The organism is Pseudomonas taetrolens, from assembly GCF_900475285.1.
In the GTDB taxonomy this organism is placed as follows: domain Bacteria; phylum Pseudomonadota; class Gammaproteobacteria; order Pseudomonadales; family Pseudomonadaceae; genus Aquipseudomonas; species Aquipseudomonas taetrolens.
Genome location: NZ_LS483370.1, coordinates 1,982,789 through 2,003,822 on the forward strand (window position 1 = coordinate 1,982,789; position 21,034 = coordinate 2,003,822).

At 58.8% G+C, this 21,034-nt stretch carries 18 protein-coding genes, 1 tRNA gene and 1 pseudogene; 13 read left to right on the plus strand and 7 right to left on the minus strand.

Annotated features, from left to right (window positions below; translation table 11 throughout):
* Window positions 1-33: 33 nt before the first annotated feature.
* Entirely contained in the window at window positions 34-363 is a 330-nt protein-coding gene (locus DQN55_RS09225; protein WP_048380598.1) for a hypothetical protein, read from the minus strand.
* Window positions 364-1,021: 658 nt separating this feature from the next.
* On the opposite strand from DQN55_RS09225, the gene selD reads away from it, so the two are divergent.
* The 7 genes from selD (at window position 1,022) to DQN55_RS09260 (ending at window position 8,941) form a co-directional block, all read left to right on the plus strand.
* On the plus strand, window positions 1,022-2,056 hold the full coding sequence (selD, locus tag DQN55_RS09230) for a selenide, water dikinase SelD (RefSeq protein WP_048380596.1): 1,035 nt from the start codon (window positions 1,022-1,024) through the stop codon (window positions 2,054-2,056).
* A complete protein-coding gene (gene mnmH, locus DQN55_RS09235) occupies window positions 2,056-3,147 on the plus strand; it encodes a tRNA 2-selenouridine(34) synthase MnmH (RefSeq protein WP_048380695.1) in 1,092 nt (363 codons plus the stop codon). Before selD ends, mnmH begins: the two co-directional genes overlap by 1 nt.
* Window positions 3,148-3,349: 202 nt before the next feature.
* Entirely contained in the window at window positions 3,350-5,014 is a 1,665-nt protein-coding gene (locus tag DQN55_RS09240; protein ID WP_048380594.1) for an AMP-binding protein, read from the plus strand.
* A gap of 28 nt (window positions 5,015-5,042) precedes the next feature.
* Complete coding sequence (locus DQN55_RS09245; RefSeq protein WP_048380592.1) at window positions 5,043-5,810, plus strand: SDR family NAD(P)-dependent oxidoreductase; 768 nt, start codon at window positions 5,043-5,045, stop codon at window positions 5,808-5,810.
* A gap of 10 nt (window positions 5,811-5,820) precedes the next feature.
* Window positions 5,821-7,014: an acetyl-CoA C-acyltransferase gene (locus DQN55_RS09250; RefSeq protein ID WP_048380590.1), complete on the plus strand. Its 1,194-nt coding sequence runs from the start codon at window positions 5,821-5,823 to the stop codon at window positions 7,012-7,014.
* A 9-nt stretch (window positions 7,015-7,023) separates the two neighbouring features.
* Window positions 7,024-8,151 (plus strand): acyl-CoA dehydrogenase, encoded by a 1,128-nt coding sequence (locus DQN55_RS09255; protein WP_048380589.1) that lies wholly within the window; start codon window positions 7,024-7,026, stop codon window positions 8,149-8,151.
* Window positions 8,152-8,167: 16 nt separating this feature from the next.
* Window positions 8,168-8,941, plus strand: coding sequence for an enoyl-CoA hydratase (locus DQN55_RS09260; RefSeq protein ID WP_048380587.1), 774 nt, complete (start codon window positions 8,168-8,170; stop codon window positions 8,939-8,941).
* 112 nt (window positions 8,942-9,053) lie between these two features.
* Here the strand turns inward: DQN55_RS09260 and DQN55_RS09265 are convergent, their stop codons facing one another.
* The 6 genes from DQN55_RS09265 to DQN55_RS09290 all read right to left on the minus strand — a co-directional run bounded on the left by DQN55_RS09265 (window position 9,054) and on the right by DQN55_RS09290 (window position 14,716).
* Window positions 9,054-10,205 (minus strand): acyl-CoA dehydrogenase family protein, encoded by a 1,152-nt coding sequence (locus DQN55_RS09265; protein WP_048380585.1) that lies wholly within the window; start codon window positions 10,203-10,205, stop codon window positions 9,054-9,056.
* A gap of 3 nt (window positions 10,206-10,208) precedes the next feature.
* On the minus strand, window positions 10,209-11,315 hold the full coding sequence (locus DQN55_RS09270) for an enoyl-CoA hydratase/isomerase family protein (RefSeq protein WP_048380582.1): 1,107 nt from the start codon (window positions 11,313-11,315) through the stop codon (window positions 10,209-10,211).
* A gap of 148 nt (window positions 11,316-11,463) precedes the next feature.
* Window positions 11,464-12,234, minus strand: a complete 771-nt coding sequence (locus DQN55_RS09275) for a 3-hydroxybutyrate dehydrogenase (protein ID WP_082150735.1) — start codon at window positions 12,232-12,234, stop codon at window positions 11,464-11,466.
* Between the two features lie 121 nt (window positions 12,235-12,355).
* Window positions 12,356-12,637, minus strand: a complete 282-nt coding sequence (locus DQN55_RS09280) for a peptidylprolyl isomerase (RefSeq protein WP_048380578.1) — start codon at window positions 12,635-12,637, stop codon at window positions 12,356-12,358.
* Between the two features lie 128 nt (window positions 12,638-12,765).
* Window positions 12,766-13,854 carry a 3-deoxy-7-phosphoheptulonate synthase gene (locus DQN55_RS09285; protein ID WP_048380576.1) on the minus strand — a complete coding sequence of 363 codons (1,089 nt, stop codon included), beginning with the start codon at window positions 13,852-13,854 and terminating at the stop codon, window positions 12,766-12,768.
* Window positions 13,855-14,473: 619 nt separating this feature from the next.
* On the minus strand, window positions 14,474-14,716 hold the full coding sequence (locus tag DQN55_RS09290; protein WP_048380574.1) for a DNA-binding protein: 243 nt from the start codon (window positions 14,714-14,716) through the stop codon (window positions 14,474-14,476).
* A gap of 81 nt (window positions 14,717-14,797) precedes the next feature.
* Between DQN55_RS09290 and DQN55_RS09295 the strand changes: the two genes are divergently transcribed.
* The 6 genes and pseudogenes from DQN55_RS09295 (at window position 14,798) to gabP (ending at window position 20,886) form a co-directional block, all read left to right on the plus strand.
* Window positions 14,798-15,157, plus strand: a complete 360-nt coding sequence (locus tag DQN55_RS09295) for a helix-turn-helix domain-containing protein (RefSeq protein WP_048380572.1) — start codon at window positions 14,798-14,800, stop codon at window positions 15,155-15,157.
* Window positions 15,158-15,289: 132 nt separating this feature from the next.
* Window positions 15,290-15,928: a response regulator transcription factor GacA gene (gene gacA / locus DQN55_RS09300; protein ID WP_074703008.1), complete on the plus strand. Its 639-nt coding sequence runs from the start codon at window positions 15,290-15,292 to the stop codon at window positions 15,926-15,928.
* Between the two features lie 3 nt (window positions 15,929-15,931).
* A pseudogene (gene uvrC / locus DQN55_RS09305) lies at window positions 15,932-17,754 on the plus strand (excinuclease ABC subunit UvrC).
* A gap of 32 nt (window positions 17,755-17,786) precedes the next feature.
* On the plus strand, window positions 17,787-18,344 hold the full coding sequence (gene pgsA / locus DQN55_RS09310; RefSeq protein ID WP_048380566.1) for a CDP-diacylglycerol--glycerol-3-phosphate 3-phosphatidyltransferase: 558 nt from the start codon (window positions 17,787-17,789) through the stop codon (window positions 18,342-18,344).
* A gap of 66 nt (window positions 18,345-18,410) precedes the next feature.
* A tRNA-Gly gene (locus tag DQN55_RS09315) sits at window positions 18,411-18,486 on the plus strand.
* A 993-nt stretch (window positions 18,487-19,479) separates the two neighbouring features.
* Window positions 19,480-20,886, plus strand: a complete 1,407-nt coding sequence (gene gabP / locus DQN55_RS09320; protein ID WP_048380564.1) for a GABA permease — start codon at window positions 19,480-19,482, stop codon at window positions 20,884-20,886.
* Window positions 20,887-21,034 lie beyond the last annotated feature (148 nt).

Genomic DNA, 21,034 nt, shown 5'->3' on the forward strand with positions numbered 1-21,034 from the left:
ATTGTCCGGGGCTTGTTCATATGGCGGGGGTTATCAGCTGTAGCTGTTAACTTTGACCAGAGACGGCTCGGATTTGGCCTTCTCCCAGGTCAGGGTCAAGGTTTGCAGCACACGCGCCATGTAATCGGTATCGGCGGCAGCTTTCTTGCCCACGTAGCCCTGGCCACGACGGTACATTTTGAGATGGGCACGCATTTGTGGGCGGTCCTTCTCGAATGGGGTTTCTTCCTTGCAAGATGTCACAGTATCGATCCGAACATCACCGGCTTCGCTGATCCACAGAATGTGGTCATCAAGCGTGTCTTTCTGGGCGGCGAACAGTCGAGCCAGCTCATTAACAGTCGGTTGGTTATTCAGGTTCATCGTTAACTCCTTGACCATGTATTGATCTGTCTAATTGATTCGCGCAACTGCAGATGCAGCGCTACGTAGTGTCCATCTAAAGCAGATCCGGCCTTGAGTTCGTCACATGTAGTCGTAAAATCAGGCACTACATTCAAAGCGTGAAGCGAGGGGAGCCGCGTGAACCAGGATGCCTTGGGTGACATGACGCATCAGCCACAAGCCTCTTGAGGACGTTTCGCCAGCCTCTCTCGCCCTAAACCCGGACGAACAAGCCAGTTCGGCTTCATCAATTCTGCCTTGTGGGCAGTACCTATCCCGGAACAGCCCGACAGCTCGTCGAGCATGCATGCAACAACCCTTTCCAGTGCTTCCGGTGGGGAAGACGTCTGCATAATGCTGGGTGAAATTCACCCCGTCAACACATATGTAGTGTTTATTTTTGCTCACTACATATGTGACCAGCGGGTCGCTTTTCAGCATGCCGGTCATCCCTCGGGACGCCCGCAGCGCCTTGAGAACACAGGTGTTGGTCGTGTGTTATCGGGTCGTTTTTAAGCGTGTCCTTTCGCCCGCAGGTTGATGCCTGGCAGCTGGCAGTTGGCCCCGCAGGACAAATCCATGGGCAGGCGCTCGCTCTGTTAATATCCGGGCTTTGAAATTGACCAAGAGGTGCACCATGAGCGAGCCGATTCGCCTGACCCAGTACAGCCACGGAGCAGGTTGCGGCTGCAAGATCTCACCTCAGGTGCTGGAAGTGATTCTTGCCGGCAGCGGCGCGCAGAATCTTGACCCTAAGCTCTGGGTCGGCAATGCATCGCGCGATGACGCGGCCGTGTATGCGCTGGACGAGGAGCGGGGCGTGGTGTCGACCACGGACTTCTTCATGCCGATCGTCGATGATCCTTATGATTTCGGGCGCATTGCCGCCACCAATGCCATCAGTGATATCTACGCCATGGGCGGTGATCCGTTGATGGCCATTGCCATTTTGGGCTGGCCAGTACATTTGCTGGCGCCGGAAGTCGCCCGTGAAGTGATCCGCGGTGGCCGCGCCGTGTGCGATGAGGCCGGTATTCCCCTGGCGGGCGGCCACTCGATTGACACACCGGAGCCGATCTTCGGTCTGGCCGTCACGGGGGTGGTCAACAAGCGACAGATGAAACGCAACGACACTGCCACCGCCGGCTGCTTGCTGTACCTGACCAAGCCCTTGGGCATCGGCGTGCTCACCACCGCCGAGAAGAAAGGCAAGCTGCGCACCGAAGACGTGGGCGTGGCGCGGGACTGGATGTGCACCCTGAACAAGATCGGCAGCCAGTTTGCCAAGCTGGAGGGCATCACCGCGATGACCGACGTCACCGGCTTCGGTCTGCTTGGCCACCTGGTGGAAATGGCAGACGGCAGCGGCCTCACGGCGCGTATCGAATATGCCCGGGTGCCGCAACTGGCCTCGGTTGAGTACTACCTGGAGCAAGGCTGTGTGCCCGGGGGTACGTTGCGCAACTTTGACAGTTACGCGAGCAAGCTGTCGCCACTGCAACCGCTGCACAAACTGGTGCTGTGTGACCCGCAAACCAGCGGTGGCCTGCTGGTTGCCGTCACGCCGGAGGGCAACGAGGCGTTCCTGAAAGTGGCCGCTGAGCATGGCTTGAACCTTGAGCCGATTGGTCAACTGGTTGAGCGACAGACACACGCGGTTGAGGTTTCATGATGGTTCATGACATCACCGACTTCCGCGAACTGTTCCTCAATGATCGGCCCATGATGGATACCCGTGCGCCGATTGAATTCCTCAAAGGCGCATTCCCCGGCGTGCTCAACCTGCCGCTGATGACCGACCACGAGCGCGAGCGCGTGGGTACCTGCTACAAGCAGCAAGGGCAGCAGGCTGCGGTGATCCTGGGGCATCAACTGGTGTCGGGCCAGACCAGGGCCGAGCGTCTTCAGGCCTGGGCCGATTTTGCCCGGGCCAACCCCGAGGGATGCCTGTACTGCTTTCGTGGCGGCATGCGCTCGCAAATCGTCCAGCAGTGGCTCAAACAGGACGCCGGCATCGACTACCCGCGTGTTACCGGCGGCTATAAGGCGCTGCGTACGTTTCTGATTCAAACCGTCGACGACGCGGTCGAGCAGTGCGATTTACTCGTGCTCGGCGGGATGACCGGCACCGGAAAAACCGACGTGCTGGTGCAGCTCGACAATGCACTGGACCTGGAAGGTCATGCCAATCACCGGGGGTCGAGTTTCGGCAAACGGGCGACCGGGCAGCCGACGAACATCGACTTTGAGAACCGGCTGGCCATTGATGTCCTGAAAAAACGCGCCAACGGTCACCAGCAATTTGTGCTTGAGGACGAGAGCCGTACCGTGGGCAGTTGCGCGTTGCCGTTGCCGCTCTATCAACGCATGCAGAACGCACCGATGGTGTGGCTTGAAGACAGCCTTGAAAGCCGCGTTGAGCGCATCCTGCGAGATTACGTGGTGGAGTTGAACGCCGAGTTCATCGACAAGAACGGGGAGCACGGTTTCGCGCTGTTTTCCCGTCGGTTGCTCGACAGCCTGTCGAATATTCAGCGCCGCCTTGGCGGTGAACGTTACCAGCGTCTGCAGGCGGTGATGGAAGCCGCACTGGGTGAGCAGGCCAGCTGCGGTTCGGTGGACTTGCACCGGGTCTGGATCGAAGCCTTGCTGCGCGAATATTACGATCCGATGTACGCCTTTCAGCGCGAGAAGAAAGGCGCGCGCATCGCCTTTGCCGGCGATCAGGCCGCGGTGCTGGCGTATCTGCGTCAGCAGGGCTGACCCGCAACAGGCAGGTTCGGGCGCCCGTCCCGGCGCTTGTGCAGGCGCATGCTGGCCTGCAGTTAACCGGCCTGTCGGCCATTGGCCAAAACAGTCAGCCAGCTTGCGCGGTTTGACCATTGTTGCAGAGCCTTCGCAGGGCGATTATCAGCAGGATTTTTCAACGGTTCCCATCCTAAAAAAAGACCGAGGGATTCTGCTGATGCGCGATTATCTGACCGAGATGACCGACTTTGACTACCCGCGTACGGTGGCCAGCGCACTGGACGGCCATTTGGCGGCACTCAATGCCTGTATCGAATGCTGCGACCGACACGCCTTGCCAGGGCGTATTGCGTTGTTCTGGGAAGGCCGCGATGCCAGTAGCGCGACCTACACCTTCACTGACTTGCAGGGCAAGGCCGCACGCTTTGCCAATTTCCTGCTCGCCCAGGGCATCAAGCGTGGTGACAAAGTGGCGGGCTTGCTGCCGCGCAATGTCGAGTTGCTGGTGGTCGCCTTGGCCGCCTGGCGTATCGGTGCCATCTACCAGCCGCTGTTCACGGCGTTTGGTCCCAAAGCCATCGAACATCGGCTTAACAGTTCAGGCGCGGCGCTGGTGGTCACCGATGCGGTCAACCGCCCCAAACTCAGTGAGGTCAACGCCTGCCCTGCGATCGTCACCGTAGCGGGCGCCAAAGGGCAGGGCCTGGTGCGCGGTGATTTCAGTTTCTGGGCTGAACTGGACAACTATTCGGCGATCTGTGAACCCGTCATGCTGACTGGCGAAGATCCGTTTCTGCTGATGTTCACCTCGGGCACGACGGGCCCGGCCAAGCCGCTGCTGGTGCCGCTCAAGGCCATTGTCGCCTTTCAGAGTTATACCCGCGATGCCGTGGATTTGCGCCCGGAAGACGCGTTCTGGAACCTGGCTGATCCGGGCTGGGCCTATGGCATTTATTTCGGCATCGCCGGGCCGTTGTCCATGGGGCATCCGATTACGTTCTACGATGGCCCGTTCACGGTTGAAAGCACCTGTCGGGTGATCAACAAGTACAGCATTACCAACCTGACCGGCTCGCCAACGGCGTATCGCATGCTGATCGCCGCCGGGGAGGGGTTTGCCGGCAAAATCAAAGGCCGCCTGCGCGCGGTGAGCAGTGCCGGCGAGCCGTTGAACCCGGAAGTGATCCGCTGGTTCGCCGAGCAGCTGGACGTCACCATCCATGACCACTATGGCCAGACCGAAATCGGCATGGTGCTGTGCAATCACCACGGGCTGGCGCATCCGGTGCACATGGGGGCTGCCGGCTTCGCCTCGCCGGGTCACCGGATCGTGGTGCTCGACGACAACCATCAGGAACTGCCGGTGGGTCAGCCAGGGATTCTGGCCGTCGATCGCAGCCAGTCACCGATGTGCTGGTTCAATGGCTATGAAGGTTTCAACACCAAGGCTTTTGTCGGCGATTACTACTTGAGCGGCGATACCGTGGAGCTGAACGTCGACGGCAGCATCAGCTTTGTCGGACGCAGTGATGATGTGATCACGACCTCCGGTTACCGGGTAGGGCCCTTTGATGTGGAAAGCGCTTTGATCGAGCACCCGGCCGTGGTCGAGGCTGCCGTAGTCGGCAAGCCGGACCCCGAGCGCACCGAACTGGTCAAAGCTTTTGTGGTGCTGAGCCCGCACTACCTCGGGGATGCGCAACTGGCTGAAACCCTGCGCCTGCATGTGCGCCAGCGTCTCGCGGCGCATGCCTATCCGCGTGAAATCGAATTTGTCAGCGAGCTGCCGAAAACCCCGAGCGGAAAGCTGCAGCGCTTTATTTTGCGCAATCAGGAAATCGCCAAGGCCGAACTGGCTGCAAACGCCAACGTCACGGCTTAATTGTCAGGATTAGAGTTCAGGAACCCTCATGCAAATTGAAAACAAGGTGTTTATCGTCACAGGTGGTGCTTCGGGACTGGGCGCTGCCACGGCCGAGATGTTGATCAAGGCTGGCGCCCGGGTGATGCTGGTCGACATGAATGCTGAGGCGGTGGCGGCTCAGGCCGCCAGGCTGGGGGATCATGCCTGCAGCGCGGTCGCCGATATCAGTCAGGCGCAGGCGGCCCAGGCGGCCGTTGACGCCACGGTAGCAGCATTTGGCGGGGTGAACGGGCTGGTCAATTGCGCGGGCATTGTGCGCGGCGAAAAGATTCTCGGCAAAAACGGTCCGCACGCCCTGGAGAGTTTCAGCCAGGTGATAAATGTCAACCTGGTGGGCAGCTTCAACATGCTGCGTCTGGCCGCTGCGGCCATCGCTGAAACCACCGCTGACGCCGATGGCGAACGCGGCGTTATCATCAATACGGCTTCGGTTGCCGCCTTTGATGGCCAGATCGGCCAGGCGGCATACGCTGCTTCCAAAGGCGCCATCGCCAGCCTGACCTTGCCCGCAGCCCGCGAGCTGGCGCGCTTCGGGATTCGGGTGATGACCATTGCTCCCGGTATTTTTGAAACGCCGATGATGGCCGGCATGACGCCTGAAGTACGTGACTCGCTGGCTGCCGGTGTGCCGTTCCCGCCGCGTCTTGGCAAGCCTGCCGAGTACGCATCACTGGTGCGGCATATCCTTGAAAACAGCATGCTCAATGGTGAGGTGATCCGTCTCGACGGTGCCTTGCGCATGGCCGCCAAATAGGAGGTTTGAAATGACTATTGCCAATGATCCCGTTGTAATTGTGAGTGTTGCGCGTACGCCCATGGGCGGTTTTCAGGGTGACTTCAAGGGGCTGACGGCGCCACAGCTGGGCGCTGCGGCAATCCGTGCGGCGGTGGAGCGGGCCGGTGTGCCGGCAGATGGTGTCGAAGAAGTGCTGTTTGGTTGTGTGCTCTCGGCCGGCCTCGGCCAGGCCCCTGCGCGTCAGGCAGCGCTGGGGGCGGGGCTCGACAAGGGCACACGCTGCACCACGCTGAACAAAATGTGCGGTTCGGGCATGGAAGCCACGATTCTGGCCCACGACCGGTTGCTGACCGGTAGTGTCGATGTGGCAGTGGCGGGCGGCATGGAGAGTATGTCCAACGCGCCGTACTTGCTGGACCGCGCGCGCAGCGGCTACCGCATGGGGCATGGCAGGGTGCTGGACCACATGTTCCTGGATGGCCTTGAAGACGCTTACGACCGTGGCCGCTTGATGGGCACGTTCGCGGAAGATTGTGCCCAGGCCCACGGTTTCAGCCGCGAGGCGCAAGATGATTTTGCCGTGGCGTCACTGACCCGTGCGCAGCAGGCGATCAAAGAGGGCAGCTTCAGTGCCGAGATCGTGCCGGTGCCGGTGATGGTGGGCAAGGAGCAGCGCCTGATCAGTGATGACGAGCAGCCGCCCAAGGCCAACCTGGGGAAAATCCCCACCCTGAAACCGGCCTTTCGCGAAGGCGGCACGGTGACCGCGGCCAACTCCAGTTCCATCTCGGATGGCGCGGCAGCGCTGGTTTTGATGCGTCGCTCCGAGGCACACAAACGTGGGCTGACACCACTGGCAGTGATTCACGGGCATGCAGCGTTTGCCGATGAGCCCGGGCTGTTCCCGACCGCACCGGTGGGGGCGATCAAGCGTTTGATGGGCAAGACCGGCTGGAACCTGGCTGACGTCGACCTGTTCGAGATCAACGAGGCTTTTGCGGTGGTGACGCTGGTGACCATGAGTGAGCTGGACATCCCCCACGACAAGGTCAACATCTTTGGCGGTGCCTGTGCCCTGGGGCATCCGATCGGTGCTTCGGGAGCGCGGATTCTGGTGACGCTGATTTCGGCGCTGCGCCAGCGCCATCAGAAACGCGGGGTTGCCGCGATCTGCATCGGCGGCGGTGAAGCCACGGCCATTGCCGTGGAATGTCTGTACTAAGGAATTTTTATGCTGCCCACATCCGAACACTTACAAATTCGTGAAGCGGCACGCCAGTTTGCTCAGGAGCGCCTGAAGCCTTTTGCCGCTGAATGGGACAAGCAGCATCGCTTCCCGCGCGAGGCTATCGATGAAATGGCCGAACTGGGTTTCTTCGGCATGCTGGTGCCAGACGCGTGGGGCGGTTGCGACACGGGTTATCAAGCCTACGCCATGGCCCTCGAAGAAATCGCTGCAGGCGACGGATCGTGCTCCACGATCATGAGCGTGCACAACTCGGTGGGGTGCGTACCGATTTTGACCTACGGCACCGAACAGCAAAAACGCGAGTTCCTGACGCCCCTGGCCAGCGGTGCAATGCTTGGTGCATTTGCGCTGACCGAACCACAGGCCGGTTCGGATGCCAGCGACCTGAAAACCCGTGCCCGCCGCGAGGGCGATCATTACGTGCTCAATGGCTGCAAACAATTCATCACCTCGGGGCAAAATGCCGGGTTGGTGATTGTGTTCGCAGTGACCGATCCGGCGGCCGGCAAACGGGGCATCAGCGCGTTTATCGTGCCCACTGACTCGCCGGGCTACAGCGTGGCACGGGTTGAAGACAAGCTGGGGCAGCATGCCTCGGACACCTGCCAGATTCTGTTTACTGACGTCAAAGTCCCGGTGGCCAATCGCCTGGGTGAAGAAGGGCAGGGCTACAGGATTGCGCTGGGTAACCTGGAAGGCGGCCGCATCGGTATCGCGTCCCAGGCGGTGGGCATGGCCCGTGCGGCGTTCGAAGCGGCCCGTGACTACGCCCGTGAGCGCGTGACCTTTGGCCAGCCGTTGATTGAGCATCAGGCCGTGGCGTTTCGCCTGGCGGACATGTCGACTGAAATTGCCGTCGCCCGGCAGATGGTCAGCTATGCCGCCGCGCTGCGTGACAGTGGGCAATCGGCATTGGTCGAAGCGTCCCAGGCCAAGCTGTTCGCTTCGGAGATGGCCGAGCGCGTGTGCTCCAAAGCGTTGCAAACACTGGGCGGTTATGGCTATTTGAGCGACTTCCCGCTGGAGCGGATCTATCGCGATGTGCGGGTGTGCCAGATCTACGAAGGCACCAGCGATATTCAGCGCATGGTCATTTCGCGCAATCTTTGAATCGAGGACGTTAACCATGAATTACGAAACCATTCTGCTGGACATTCACGGACAGGTCGGCCTGATTACGTTGAATCGGCCACAGGCGCTGAATGCCCTGAACGCGCAATTGGTCAGCGAAGTGAACCATGCGCTGGACCGGCTCGAAGCCGACAGCGCCATTGGTTGCATCGTCCTCACCGGCTCGAAAAAGGCTTTTGCTGCCGGTGCAGACATCAAGGAAATGGCAGAGCTGGCTTACCCGCAGATTTACCTGGAAGACTTGTTCTCGGACAGCGATCGCGTGGCCTCGCGGCGCAAGCCGATCATTGCGGCGGTGGCGGGTTTTGCCCTGGGCGGCGGCTGTGAGCTGGCGATGATGTGCGACTTTATCCTGGCCGGTGACAATGCCCGTTTTGGTCAGCCGGAAATCAACCTCGGCGTCTTGCCGGGCATGGGCGGCACCCAGCGTCTGACCCGCGCAGTAGGCAAGGCCAAGGCCATGGAAATGTGCCTGAGCGGGCGTTTGATGGATGCGGTGGAAGCCGAGCGTTCAGGGTTGGTGGCCCGCGTGGTGCCGGTGGATGAGTTGCTTGAAGAAGCGCTGAAAGTCGCGGCCCAGATCGCTAAAAAATCCCTGCCGGTGTTGATGCTGACCAAGGAAAGCGTGAACCGTGCGTTTGAAGTCAGTTTGTCTGAAGGCGTGCGTTTCGAGCGTCGCGTATTTCACTCGCTGTTCGCCACGCAAGACCAGAAAGAAGGCATGGCGGCGTTTGTCGGCAAGCGCGAAGCGCAGTTCAAGAATCAGTAATTACCCGTTCCGGATCCTGATGCGAAAAGGCCCCTGCAGGAGTGAGCAAGCTCGCTCCTGCAGGGGTCTTTTCGCTTAACTGATCGGCCTTGCTCCACAGGAAGGCTTTTTTTTACACCAGGTAATGTTTCAGCTCCCGTGCGATCACCATCCGCTGGATTTCGCTGGATCCCTCATAGATCTGGGTGATGCGCGCGTCGCGGTAATAACGTTCCACCGGATAGTCTTCGAGGTAACCGTAGCCACCATGTATCTGGATGGCTTTGGAGCACACGAATTCAGCTATTTCCGAGGCGAACAGCTTGGCCTGCGAGGCTTCCGACAGGCAAGGCTTGCCTGCCGTACGCAGGCGCGCCGCATGCAGGATCAGCAGCCGGGCGGCATTGAGGCGGGTCTGCATGTCGGCCAGCATGTTGGCCACACTTTGGTGCTCGATGATTGCCTTGTCGAATTGCACCCGGTCACGGGCATAACCCAGTGCGGCTTCAAAGGCGGCCCGGGCGATGCCCAATGCCTGGGCGGCAATCCCGATGCGCCCCCCTTCAAGGTTGGACAGGGCGATGGCCAGGCCTTTACCGCGCTCGCCCAGCAGGTTGGCTTGCGGCACGCTGCAGTTGCTCAAGGTCACCGCGCAGGTGTCCGAGGCGCGGATGCCCATTTTGTGTTCCGTGCGGTCGACGATAAACCCCGGGGTATCGGTGGGGACCAAAAACGCCGAGAGGCCTTTTTTACCCAGTTCCGGATCGGTGACGGCAAACACGATGGCCAGTTTGGCGCGTTTGCCATTGCTGACAAATTGCTTGGCGCCGTTGATCACCCATTGTCCGTCCCGCAGTTCTGCGCGGGTGCGCAGATTGTGGGCCTCAGAGCCGGCCTGCGGCTCGGTCAGGCAAAAGCAGCCGATGGCCTGGCCGCTGGCAAGTTCCGCCAGCCAGGTCTCTTTCTGTGCTTGCGTGCCGTACTTGAGAATCGGACCGCAGCCGACGGAGTTGTGAATGCTCATCAGCGCTCCGGTGGCGCCGTCCCCGGCTGAAATTTCTTCGACGGCCAGCGCATAGGCGACGTAATCGACGTAGGTGCCGCCCCACTCTTCAGGCACGATCATGCCGAGCAGGCCCAGTTCGCCCATCTTTGACACCAGCGCATCGTCGATCCAGCCGGCTTTTTCCCAGGCCTGGGCATGGGGTGCGATCTCGCGGCGGGCAAAGTCGCGGGCCATGTCGCGGATCATGATTTGTTCTTCGCTCAGTTCGATGTCCTGCATGGCTCAAGCTCCCGTCGCTTTGAAATCGGTGAAAAAACTGGCGACATGAGCCGCATCCAGGGCATCAAGGCTGGGTGGATTCCAGTGAGGCGTTTTATCTTTGTCGATGATCAGCGCCCGCACACCTTCCATCAGATCGCCGCGGTCGAACCACTGGCGATCAAGGTGCAACTCCAGCGCGAAGCACTGCTCAAGGGGCAGCTCGCGGCCACGGCGGAGCATTTCAAGGGTGACGGCCATCGCCAGCGGTGAGCGGGTCTGCAGCTGGCTGAGCGTGTCATTGGCCCAGTCCCGGGTGTGCTCGTCGCTGACAGCGTGCAATCCGGCGACAATGCCCGGCATGTCTGGCCGGGCGAAAATCTCATCGATTCGGGCGCGGACTTTGGCCAGTGGTGGCTCCGGCAATGAGCTCACAGTGAAAGTGCCAATCAGCGTTTGCAGGTCTTCGAGGGGTGTTGTTTTCCAGGCAAGGGTGTTGAGGCATTGATCCAGTTCGGCCAGCTTGCCGCTCTCGATAAAGCCATCGGCGAGGCCGCAATACAGCGCATCGCTGGCGCGCACCTGGACCCCGGTGACGCCCAGGTACGTACCGAGCTGGCCGGGCGTGCGGGTCAGAAAGTAGCTGCCGCCAACGTCCGGGAAATAACCGATGGCCACTTCCGGCATGGCCAGTTTGCTGCGTTCGGTCACCAGGCGCAGGTCAGCGCCTTGCACCAGACCCATGCCGCCGCCCAGGACAAAACCGTCCATCAAGGCAATAAGCGGTTTGGAATAGCGATGCAGTGTCAGGTCGAGGGCGTATTCCTCCTCGAAGAAGATCGTGTGCAGTGTATCGTTGCTTTGATAGCTGTCGTACAGCGAGCGGATATCGCCGCCGGCACAGAAGGCTTTTTCGCCTGCACCACGCAGCACTACCGCTTTGACGCTGGGGTCTGCCGCCCAGGCATCGAGATGGCGCTGCAGTTCACGGACCATGTTCAGGTTGATGGCATTCAGGCCGCCAGGGCGGTTCAGGGTCAGGTGGCCGATATGGTTGCGCACGTCGGCCAGGATCTCGCCCTGATTGGTTTCGACATCCTGTGCCGGTGAGGTTGAAACCTGAGCAGTCATCGCTAACTCCCTGCTTTATCTTGTTTTTAGAGTGTGTTCGCGCGCGAACGATGGTCGATGCTAACAGTGCAAATTTGCCCATTACAACCCGGATAAGTGCAGGCTTGGTGTGCAAATTTGCATGTCTGGCAGGCACAAGCGGGCGCTATTATTGCGCCAGCCAACCGCCGTCCACATTCCATGCCGCGCCGCGCACCTGACTGCCGGCGTCACTGCATAAAAACAGCACCAGTTCGCCCAGCTGGGGCGGAGTGACGAACTCCAGCGAGGGTTGTTTTTCGGCCAGCAAGTCGTGTTGCGCCTGGTAGGGATCAATGCCTTGCTGGATGCGCTGGTCAATTTGTTGCTGGACCAGCGGGGTCAATACCCAGCCCGGGCAGATGGCGTTGCAGGTGATGTTGCTGGTGGCGGTCTCAAGCCCGACGACCTTGGTCAGGCCAATCACGCCATGCTTGGCGGCGACATAGGCGGCTTTGCTGACCGATCCCACTTGTCCGTGCACGGAGGCGATGTTGACGATCCGGCCCCAGCCGCGTTTGCGCATGCCAGGCAACGCCAGTCGCGTACTGTGGAACACGGAAGACAGGTTGATCGCGATGATGGCATCCCAGCGTTCGACCGGAAATTCCTCGACGCTGGCAACGTGCTGGATTCCGGCGTTATTGACCAGGATATCGATACCGCCGAATTCGCGCTCGGCGTAGCTGATCATGTCGGCGATCTGTGCAGGATCACTGACGTCTGCAGGGTGGTGGCCCACCTGGGTGCCGAATTGCTTCAGCTCGGCAATTACTTTGCTGGCATCGCCAAACCCGTTGAGTATCAGGTTGGCCCCGGCTTTGGCCAGGCTTTGCGCGATGCCCAGGCCGATGCCGCTGGTGGAACCGGTTACCAAGGCAGTTTTACCCTCAAGGCTCATGATCCATTCCTCAGGTGACGCACGATGGGTGCGTGAATGAAGAAACGTAGCACGAGGTGGGTACTGCGGATACGAAACGGCCCACCAAAAGGTGGGCCGTTTTCACACAGAGCCTGGGAGATTAGTCCTGGCGGCTGGTGACTTCCAGCAGGTGGTAGCCGAACTGGGTTTTAACCGGGCCTTGCACCACGTTGATGGGCGCGCTGAAGACGACGGTGTCGAATTCTTTAACCATTTGACCCGGACCGAAAGAACCGAGATCACCACCTTGACGGCTGGACGGGCAAGAGGAGTTGGCTTTTGCGACTTCGGCGAAATCAGCACCGGCTTCGATTTGTGCTTTCAGTTCGTTGCACTTGTCTTCGCTGGCAACAAGGATGTGACGGGCAGTGGCTTTGGCCATGAGAGAGTACTCCTTTCAAGAAAGTGCTGAGCCTACCGGATTCAGTCGTTTTTTTCTCGGCAAAGTTCCTTTGCGCAACGGGAGGCCATGCAGCCTCCCGGTTACATTGCTGTCTGCCGGGCAACGGTTCAGGCGATGGCCTTGGTCGCGTTGCGCTGTGCCTGCAGTCGGGCGGCGCCAGTGCGCAGCATGCGCTCGGTGGCATCCCATCCCAGGCAACCATCGGTCACGGACACCCCGTAGCGCATGTTTGGGCCCAGCGGCTGGCAACCCTCGAAGAGGTGGCTTTCGAGCATCATGCCAATCAGTGAGTCATCGCCCGCCAGCCGCTGCTGGAGCACATCGTCGAACACGGCCGGTTGGCGCAGCGGGTCTTTGCTGCTGTTGGCGTGGCTGCAGTCAACCATCACACGGCTCGGTATGCCGTTTTTTTCCAGGCCTGCACGCGCCTTGGCGACACTGGCGCGGTCGTAGTTAGGGCCGCTGTGGCCGCCGCGCAGCACTAAATGGGTGTCAGGGTTGCCCGGGGTCAGAAGGATTGCCGGGTGACCCTGTTCGTCCACACCGAAATGGCGATGACTGTGGGCTGCAGAGCGCATGGCATCACAGGCAATGGCCACACCGCCATCCGTACCGTTTTTGAAGCCCACTGGCATGCCCAGGCCGCTGGCCATTTCGCGGTGGATCTGCGACTCGGTGGTGCGCGCGCCGATGGCGACCCAGCCCAGCAGGTCGTCGAAGTATCCGGCAGCAATCGGTTGTAGCAGCTCGGTCGCAACGGGCAGGCCCATGCGTAGCATTTCAAGCATCAGTTCACGTGACAGGGCAAGGCCGTGGGCCATGTCGTCCGTGCCGTCCAGGTGCGGGTCGTAGGCCAGGCCTTTCCAGCCGACAGTGGTTCGTGGCTTTTCGACATAGGCGCGCATGACCAGCAGCATGTCATCACGCAGCTCGTGTGACAGAGCGGCCAGGTTGCTGGCGTATTCAAGGGCGGACTGAGGATCATGGATCGAGCAGGGGCCGACGACAATCAGCAAGCGGGAGTCGTCACCGTTCAGAATGGCGCGGATGGCCTGACGCTGGTCATGGACCCGGGCGCTCAGCGTGTCGCTGAGGGGCAGCTGTTGTTTGAGCTGCGAAGTGCTGGGCAGGCGCTGGCTCAATACTGTTTTGACGGCGTTATGTGTAGCGGGCAGAGCGGATACGGATGCGTTCATGGTGTGGGCTTCCTGGGCAGACGGCGGGTTTTCCCGCGCGCTCGGCCCTAGTGGGGTGTTCGACAATTGGCCGGGCTGGCTGTGAGTGCATGCGTGCCACCGATGTGGGTCCGTTCGGAGGCGGCAGACTGTCCCGAACGACGGCTGATAAATCGCCATGCAGTGCAAAGGTCGAAGCGGTAATAAGTGACGTAGTTCATGGGGTGATTCCTCAAATTAATAAAATGTCGGGGCCTGAAAAAACAAAACCCCCGGTCGGGAGGCCGACCGGGGGTGAGAATTCTCTGGTAGGCGACCCGTAAAAGTGGGCGCCGGTTGGGTGTCAGGCGCGCCAGTGGCTAAACCAATACCCAAAATAAAATCGTGCAGCAGAGAGCGTGTCGTTCGCGCACACAGCAGCAGCCGGACGCTGGGCGCCTGCGGACGTGCAATCTGTATTAACGTGATGCAACATGAGTTATCTCCACTGAGTGGTACGCAGCTTACGCGAGCCGAGCCGGGGGATTCAATAGAAAAATGAACTGAGTGTGTCCCGTGCCCTTACGTTCCCTGACCGTCTGTGCAGGGGATGTGTTGCAGTAGGCAGTTAATCCGGCATCGAGCTGAATTAAGCGCATACTCAATGCAGATCGTCACGTTCGGCTTCTTCTGATGCTGAAGCCCGTGCAGGGATGATGCCGTCTTTCATGCCCAAAAGAACCGCTACTTTGTGGGCCTCACCGCGCCTTCCCTTTTTACGCCCAGCGAGCACTTGATAAGTGGTGGCCGGGTCGACGCCATGCTCTCGAGCAAACTCTTGAACGGACTTTCCCTGATGATCCAGCCATGCCTTGGCTTGTGCGGCAGTACGAATTCCGGTCATAGTTCAAAACCGTTCAAAATTGTTTGATATTTATCGATTATACCATCCTTGTGGGTGTTTAAAATGGGATCTTACATCCAAATGAGTGGAATTGGTTCGCGGTTGCGGCAAGAGAGAGAGCGCCTTGGATTGTCGCAGAAATCTTTTGGTGAAATCGGTGGTGTTGAGGCAAACGCCCAAGGCAAGTATGAGAATGGTGATCGTGCGCCAAAGGCAGATTATTTGTCTCGTGTCGCAGAGCGGGGTGTAGATGTCCTTTATGTACTGACCGGCTGTCACACGCCGACCCAGCTCGATAACCTCAGCCAGATTGAAGAGAAAGTGCTCGTCAGTTATAGGGTGTTGCACAAGGAAGATCAGGATGCCATCCGCCGGTTGACCGTGACCCTGGCCGAGCTTTCGGTACCCAGCCTGGTCAAAGGTAGCAGTGAAATGGGTTAAAGTTGATCGGGTACCGATCATTTGATGTGTTTTTGATTATCAGTGAATGAGTTGACGCAGGTAGGTAGGTTGGTTGAATGGTTTCTTGTTAAGGTGTCGACTTTCAACCAAGACCAATTGCGAGGTGTCGACTTGATTCGGGTTCTAGTGGTCGATGATCACGATCTTGTGCGTACAGGCATCACTCGTATGCTGGCTGATATCGAAGGCCTGCTGGTGGTCGGTCAGGCCGAGTCCGGTGAAGAGTCATTGCTCAAGGCTCGCGAGCTCAAGCCCGATGTGGTCTTGATGGATGTGAAGATGCCGGGCATCGGTGGCCTTGAGGCCACACGTAAAATGATGCGCAGCCATCCCGACATCAAGGTGGTTGCCGTCACTGTCTGTGAAGAAGACCCCTTTCCGACGCGCCTGCTGCAAGCGGGCGCTGCGGGATACATGACCAAGGGGGCAGGCCTGGCTGAAATGGTCCACGCAATACGCCATGTGTTTGCCGGTCAGCGCTATATCAGCCCGCAAGTGGCACAACAGTTGGCCCTGAAGTCCTTTCAGCCGGCCAGTGATTCCCCTTTCGATGCCTTGTCTGAACGCGAAATCCAGATCGCGCTGATGATTGTCGGCTGCCAGAAGGTCCAGGTGATCTCGGACAAACTGTGTTTGTCCCCCAAGACCGTGAACATTTACCGCTATCGGATTTTCGAGAAGCTTTCAGTCAAGAGTGACGTTGAGCTGGCCTTGCTGGCAGTCCGTCACGGCATGGTCGATGCCGGTTGAAACATGACTGACGTGTTTGATTCCAGTGCTTTCCTGTCGACCTGCAGCGGTCGCCCTGGCGTGTACCGCATGTTTGATGGCGATGCGCGGCTGTTGTACGTGGGCAAGGCCAAGAACCTTAAAAAACGCTTGGCCAGCTACTTCCGTAAAACCGGCCTGGCGCCGAAAACCGCTGCGCTGGTGGGGCGTATCGCGCAAATTGAAACCACCATCACCGCCAATGAGACCGAGGCGCTGCTGCTCGAGCAGACCCTGATCAAAGAGTGGCGCCCGCCGTACAACATCCTGTTGCGGGACGACAAGTCCTATCCTTATGTGTTTTTGTCCGATGGGGACTACCCGCGGCTGAGTATTCACCGCGGCGCCAAGAAGCTGAAGGGCAAGTATTTCGGGCCCTATCCCAGCGCAGGGGCCATCCGGGAAAGCCTCAGCCTGCTGCAGAAAACCTTTCTCGTCCGCCAGTGCGATGACAGCTACTTCAAGAACCGCACCCGCCCGTGCTTGCAGTACCAGATCAAGCGCTGCAAGGGGCCGTGTGTCGGGCTGGTGGATCCTCAGGTGTACGCCGAGGATGTGCGTCACTCGGTCATGTTCCTTGAGGGGCGCAGCAGTGCCCTGACCGATGAGCTCAATGCAGAAATGGAGCAGGCAGCCAGTACCCTCGATTTTGAACGTGCTGCCGAGGTGCGCGACCAGATCTCGTTACTGCGGCGGGTCCAGGATCAGCAGAGCATGGAAGGAGGTACCGGAGATGTCGACGTCATCGCGGCTTTTGTAAACCCCGGCGGCGCGTGCGTGCATTTGATCAATGTGCGCGGCGGGCGGGTGTTGGGCAGCAAGAACTTCTTCCCGCAAGTGGGCATTGAGGAAGACGTGGCCGAAGTCATGGCGGCCTTTCTCGGGCAGTACTACATCAGCAGTCCCGAGCGCGACCTGCCGAGCGAGTTGATCGTCAACGTGGAGCACGAAAGCTTTGGGGCGATCATTGACGCGATTGAGGCTTTGCGCGGGCGGGAAATGGCCATCAGCTATCGCGTGCGCGGCACCCGGGCCCGCTGGCAGCAACTGGCGGTCACCAATGCCGAGCAGGCCCTGGGGGCTCGCCTCACCAATCGACTGCACGTGGCCGCCCGTTTTGAGGCCCTGGCGCAGGTGCTGAAGCTCGATGAAGTCCCCCAGCGCCTTGAGTGCTATGACATCAGTCACTCCAGTGGCGAGGCAACGGTTGCCTCCTGCGTGGTGTTTGGCCCTGAAGGTCCGATCAAGTCGGACTATCGACGCTTCAACATCGAGGGTGTCACTCCGGGCGATGACTACGCTGCCATGCATCAGGCACTGATGCGCCGCTTCAGCCGGCTCAAGGAGGGGAGGGCAAGCTGCCGGACATCCTGCTGGTCGATGGTGGCAAAGGGCAGCTGTCCATGGCGCGGGATGTGCTCAATGAACTGGCGATCCCGGACCTTATCCTGCTGGGTGTCGCCAAGGGGGCAACCCGCAAGGCGGGTTTTGAAACCCTCTACCTGAACGATGCGGCCCATGAGTTCACCTTGAAAGGCGACTCGCCGGCCTTGCATCTGATCCAGCAGATCCGTGATGAAGCTCACCGATTTGCCATTACCGGGCACCGGGCGCGACGCGGAAAAACCCGGCGAACGTCAACCCTGGAAGGCATTGCAGGGGTAGGGCCGACACGGCGGCGTGATTTGTTGAAACATTTTGGTGGATTACAGGAGCTGACTCGTGCAAGCATCGACGAGATCGCCAAAGCACCCGGGATCAGTAAAAAGCTCGCTGAGTTGATTTATGCAAACCTGCACAGCGAGTAGAATGCCCCTTCACCTCGTAGCCAGTTGTGCCGATGAATATCCCTAATTTGATCACCGTACTACGCGTTCTACTGATTCCTTTCTTCATTCTGCTGTTCTACCTTCCCTACAGCTGGAGTTATGTTGCCTCCAGCTCAGTCTTCGCATTTGCGGCGGCGACGGACTGGCTCGACGGATACCTGGCCAGGCGACTGGAGCAAAGTACGCCGTTTGGCGCTTTTCTCGACCCGGTCGCCGACAAGTTGATGGTAGCGGTTGCCCTGGTTCTGCTGGTGCAGGAGCATCACAACGTATGGCTAACGCTGCCTGCCGCCGTGATCATCGGCCGTGAGATCGTCATTTCGGCCCTGCGTGAATGGATGGCTGAACTGGGCGCCCGGGCACAGGTTGCCGTATCGAACATGGGCAAATGGAAAACCGCGGCGCAGATGCTGGCCCTGATTATTTTGCTGGCCAACCCCTCGGACTTCAGCTTCTGGGTGCTGGTGGGTTATGCGCTGTTGCTGGTGGCGGCGGGGCTGACCCTGTGGTCGATGCTTCAATACTTGCGGGCCGCCTGGCCGCATTTGAAGACCACCTCCACAAAATAAATAAAACTTTTTGAATCAAGGGCTTGACGCACACTTTCATTTCTGTAGAATGCCCAGCACCAAGACGCGGGAATAGCTCAGTTGGTAGAGCACGACCTTGCCAAGGTCGGGGTCGCGAGTTCGAGTCTCGTTTCCCGCTCCAAATTATGGTGCCGAGTGCATCCGCTGAAATCCAGTGATGTGCGCAGCAACTTGAAAAAGCGACCTTAGGGTCGTTTTTTTTTCGTCTGGAGAATTCCATCAAGACCTGCCGATGATGCAGCCCCGGTTGACGACGGGTTCTGTGCTCACCCCTCGGCGCGTCTTTTAAACGCGCACAGAGGGCACCAGCGGCCTTGCGCAATCGCATGAAGCACCGCGGCGGCTGAGGCCGAGAAAACAACTAACCCAGTGTCTGAGGTTAGTTGGCCATTACACCAGGCCTCGCCGTATAACGGTTAGCGTGAGTAGAGTTTTTTCGCGTGCTGATTGCGTTTGAGAGAGGATCTGCTTCTGCGTTGTGTAATCCAGGTCGAGAAGGCGTGTAGAGGATGAGCGATGGCTGCAAGTCCGCAAAGCAGCATCACAACGAAGAGTGAAATCAGCGGGATACTTTCGTGTGAAAACATGGTGGGTTACTCCTGTATGTCACAATGTTTGAATCCCTAGGGTAGAGGATCGGAATATTGCCCTCATGAATACTGATTAACTATTGGTTCACATTCTTTCGGCTGAGAGTCCTGGTCCAGGATGCTGGATGCGAGTCTCGGCTCCCGCTCCAAATATCAAACTTGCAGAATGCTCTTCAATGATGTGTGTGACAGAAAAAAGACGCCCAGGCGTCTTTTTTCGTTCCGCCGCGATCCATTTCAAGCAAAGGACACCCAGGTATTCCGCCAACAAGCAAAACGGTCATGGCATCCAGAGGTGCATGTCGAAATCAGACATAAAAAAGGCGCTTTCAGGCTACTCCTGCAAAAGGAGAGGCGCGTAAGGTGGCGCATCATTTCATCGTCGTCCCTGTGATATGAGCGCTTTGGAAACGCAGAAGCGTTTGATGTGTAACGCTTTCATTGAGCGACACATCAAGAAATGATGATCGCCTGACCCTGGGTCAGTACGCCTAACGTCGATCACCAGAGAATAAAAATAAACAATGAATAGCCTGTGTTCTAAAGAATCGAATGGTCAGTTGGCGCAGGGCTTCAAGCCGCGTCACGTCACTATGCTGTCTATCGCGGGGATAATTGGTGCGGGTTTGTTTGTCGGGTCGGGTCATGCGATCGCTGCTGCCGGTCCGGCAGTGTTGCTGGCGTATCTGTTCTCCGGCCTTTTGGTCGTGCTGGTGATGCGGATGCTGGGTGAAATGGCGGTGGCCAACCCGGACACCGGTTCATTTTCGACCTATGCCGATCAAGCGATCGGGCGTTGGGCGGGTTTTACGATTGGCTGGCTCTACTGGTGGTTCTGGGTACTGGTGATTCCGATTGAGGCGCTTGCTGCTGGGCATGTGCTCAATCAGTGGTTTCCGCAGATCGATACCTGGCTGTTTGCACTGGTATCGATCATTTTGCTGGTCATCACCAATCTGTTCAGTGTTTCCAAGTACGGCGAGTTCGAGTTCTGGTTCGCGATGGCCAAGGTCGTGGCGATCATCGGCTTTATCGGTCTTGGTTTTGCAGTCTTGATGGGGTGGATACCCGAGCGCGAAGCCAGCGGGTTAGGGCGGTTGATGGAGGAACATGGCGGGTTTGCGCCCAACGGCCTGTCAGCGGTGGTCGGGGCATTCATCACCATCATGTTCAGCTTCATCGGTACAGAAGCCGTCACCATTGCGGCCGCTGAATCCAGCAACCCGGCGCAAAACATTGCCAGAGCAACACGTTCAGTGATCTGGCGTATTGGCGTGTTCTACCTGTTGTCCATTTTTGTGGTCATTTCCGTGGTGCCGTGGAACGACCCGTTGCTGGCATCCGTGGGGTCTTACCAGCGGGCGCTGGAGCTGATGAATATTCCTCACGCCAAGTTGCTGGTCGATATCGTGGTGCTGATCGCGGTGGCCAGTTGCATGAATTCGTCCATCTACATTTCCTCGCGGATGTTGTTCTCGCTTGGCCGCAGGGGCGATGCGCCCAAGCCGCTGAAGGTGACGTCGTTGGCGGGTGTGCCAAGGGCTGCCGTGGTGGCGAGTACGGTGATCGGTGCGGGTGTGACGCTGTTCAGTTATTTCATGCCCGCGGGTTTGTTCCAGTTCCTGCTCGCGAGCTCAGGCGCCATCGCCTTATTGGTCTATCTGGTTATCGCCGTGTCGCAGTTGCGTATGCGCAAGATCCTGCGGCGGCAAAAGGTCGAGCTCACCTTCCAGATGTGGTTGTTTCCCTGGCTCACCTGGTTGGTCATCGTCTTCATCTGCGCAGCGTTGGCGGTGATGATGGTGACCCCGGAGCATCGTACGGAAGTGTCTGCGACGATTGGCCTGGCGCTGATGATTTCCTTCATCGGTCTGGTGACATCGCGTCAGCACCGCCAGCCAGAGAGCAAGTTTTCGTTAAGGGATGCATAAGCAGGCCCCTTGTTTGCAAGCGTGACAGAGCATCAATGATGGCCGGGCGGCCTGCGCTGCCCGAGCCATATTTTTTTGTCTAACGTGTGAATGCGAACGCATATCAAAAGCTAACGCAATGAAATACCATGCGCGCCAACTCGCGTTA

Bases quoted from the DNA above. Each gene is read 5' to 3' on its own strand.
- DQN55_RS09225 (WP_048380598.1), bottom strand. From the start codon at position 363: ATGAACCTGAATAACCAACCGACTGTTAATGAGCTGGCTCGACTGTTC.
- selD (WP_048380596.1), top strand. From the start codon at position 1,022: ATGAGCGAGCCGATTCGCCTGACCCAGTACAGCCACGGAGCAGGTTGC.
- mnmH (WP_048380695.1), top strand. From the start codon at position 2,056: ATGGTTCATGACATCACCGACTTCCGCGAACTGTTCCTCAATGATCGG.
- DQN55_RS09240 (WP_048380594.1), top strand. From the start codon at position 3,350: ATGCGCGATTATCTGACCGAGATGACCGACTTTGACTACCCGCGTACG.
- DQN55_RS09245 (WP_048380592.1), top strand. From the start codon at position 5,043: ATGCAAATTGAAAACAAGGTGTTTATCGTCACAGGTGGTGCTTCGGGA.
- DQN55_RS09250 (WP_048380590.1), top strand. From the start codon at position 5,821: ATGACTATTGCCAATGATCCCGTTGTAATTGTGAGTGTTGCGCGTACG.
- DQN55_RS09255 (WP_048380589.1), top strand. From the start codon at position 7,024: ATGCTGCCCACATCCGAACACTTACAAATTCGTGAAGCGGCACGCCAG.
- DQN55_RS09260 (WP_048380587.1), top strand. From the start codon at position 8,168: ATGAATTACGAAACCATTCTGCTGGACATTCACGGACAGGTCGGCCTG.
- DQN55_RS09265 (WP_048380585.1), bottom strand. From the start codon at position 10,205: ATGCAGGACATCGAACTGAGCGAAGAACAAATCATGATCCGCGACATG.
- DQN55_RS09270 (WP_048380582.1), bottom strand. From the start codon at position 11,315: ATGACTGCTCAGGTTTCAACCTCACCGGCACAGGATGTCGAAACCAAT.
- DQN55_RS09275 (WP_082150735.1), bottom strand. From the start codon at position 12,234: ATGAGCCTTGAGGGTAAAACTGCCTTGGTAACCGGTTCCACCAGCGGC.
- DQN55_RS09280 (WP_048380578.1), bottom strand. From the start codon at position 12,637: ATGGCCAAAGCCACTGCCCGTCACATCCTTGTTGCCAGCGAAGACAAG.
- DQN55_RS09285 (WP_048380576.1), bottom strand. From the start codon at position 13,854: ATGAACGCATCCGTATCCGCTCTGCCCGCTACACATAACGCCGTCAAA.
- DQN55_RS09290 (WP_048380574.1), bottom strand. From the start codon at position 14,716: ATGACCGGAATTCGTACTGCCGCACAAGCCAAGGCATGGCTGGATCAT.
- DQN55_RS09295 (WP_048380572.1), top strand. From the start codon at position 14,798: ATGAGTGGAATTGGTTCGCGGTTGCGGCAAGAGAGAGAGCGCCTTGGA.
- pgsA (WP_048380566.1), top strand. From the start codon at position 17,787: ATGAATATCCCTAATTTGATCACCGTACTACGCGTTCTACTGATTCCT.
- gabP (WP_048380564.1), top strand. From the start codon at position 19,480: ATGAATAGCCTGTGTTCTAAAGAATCGAATGGTCAGTTGGCGCAGGGC.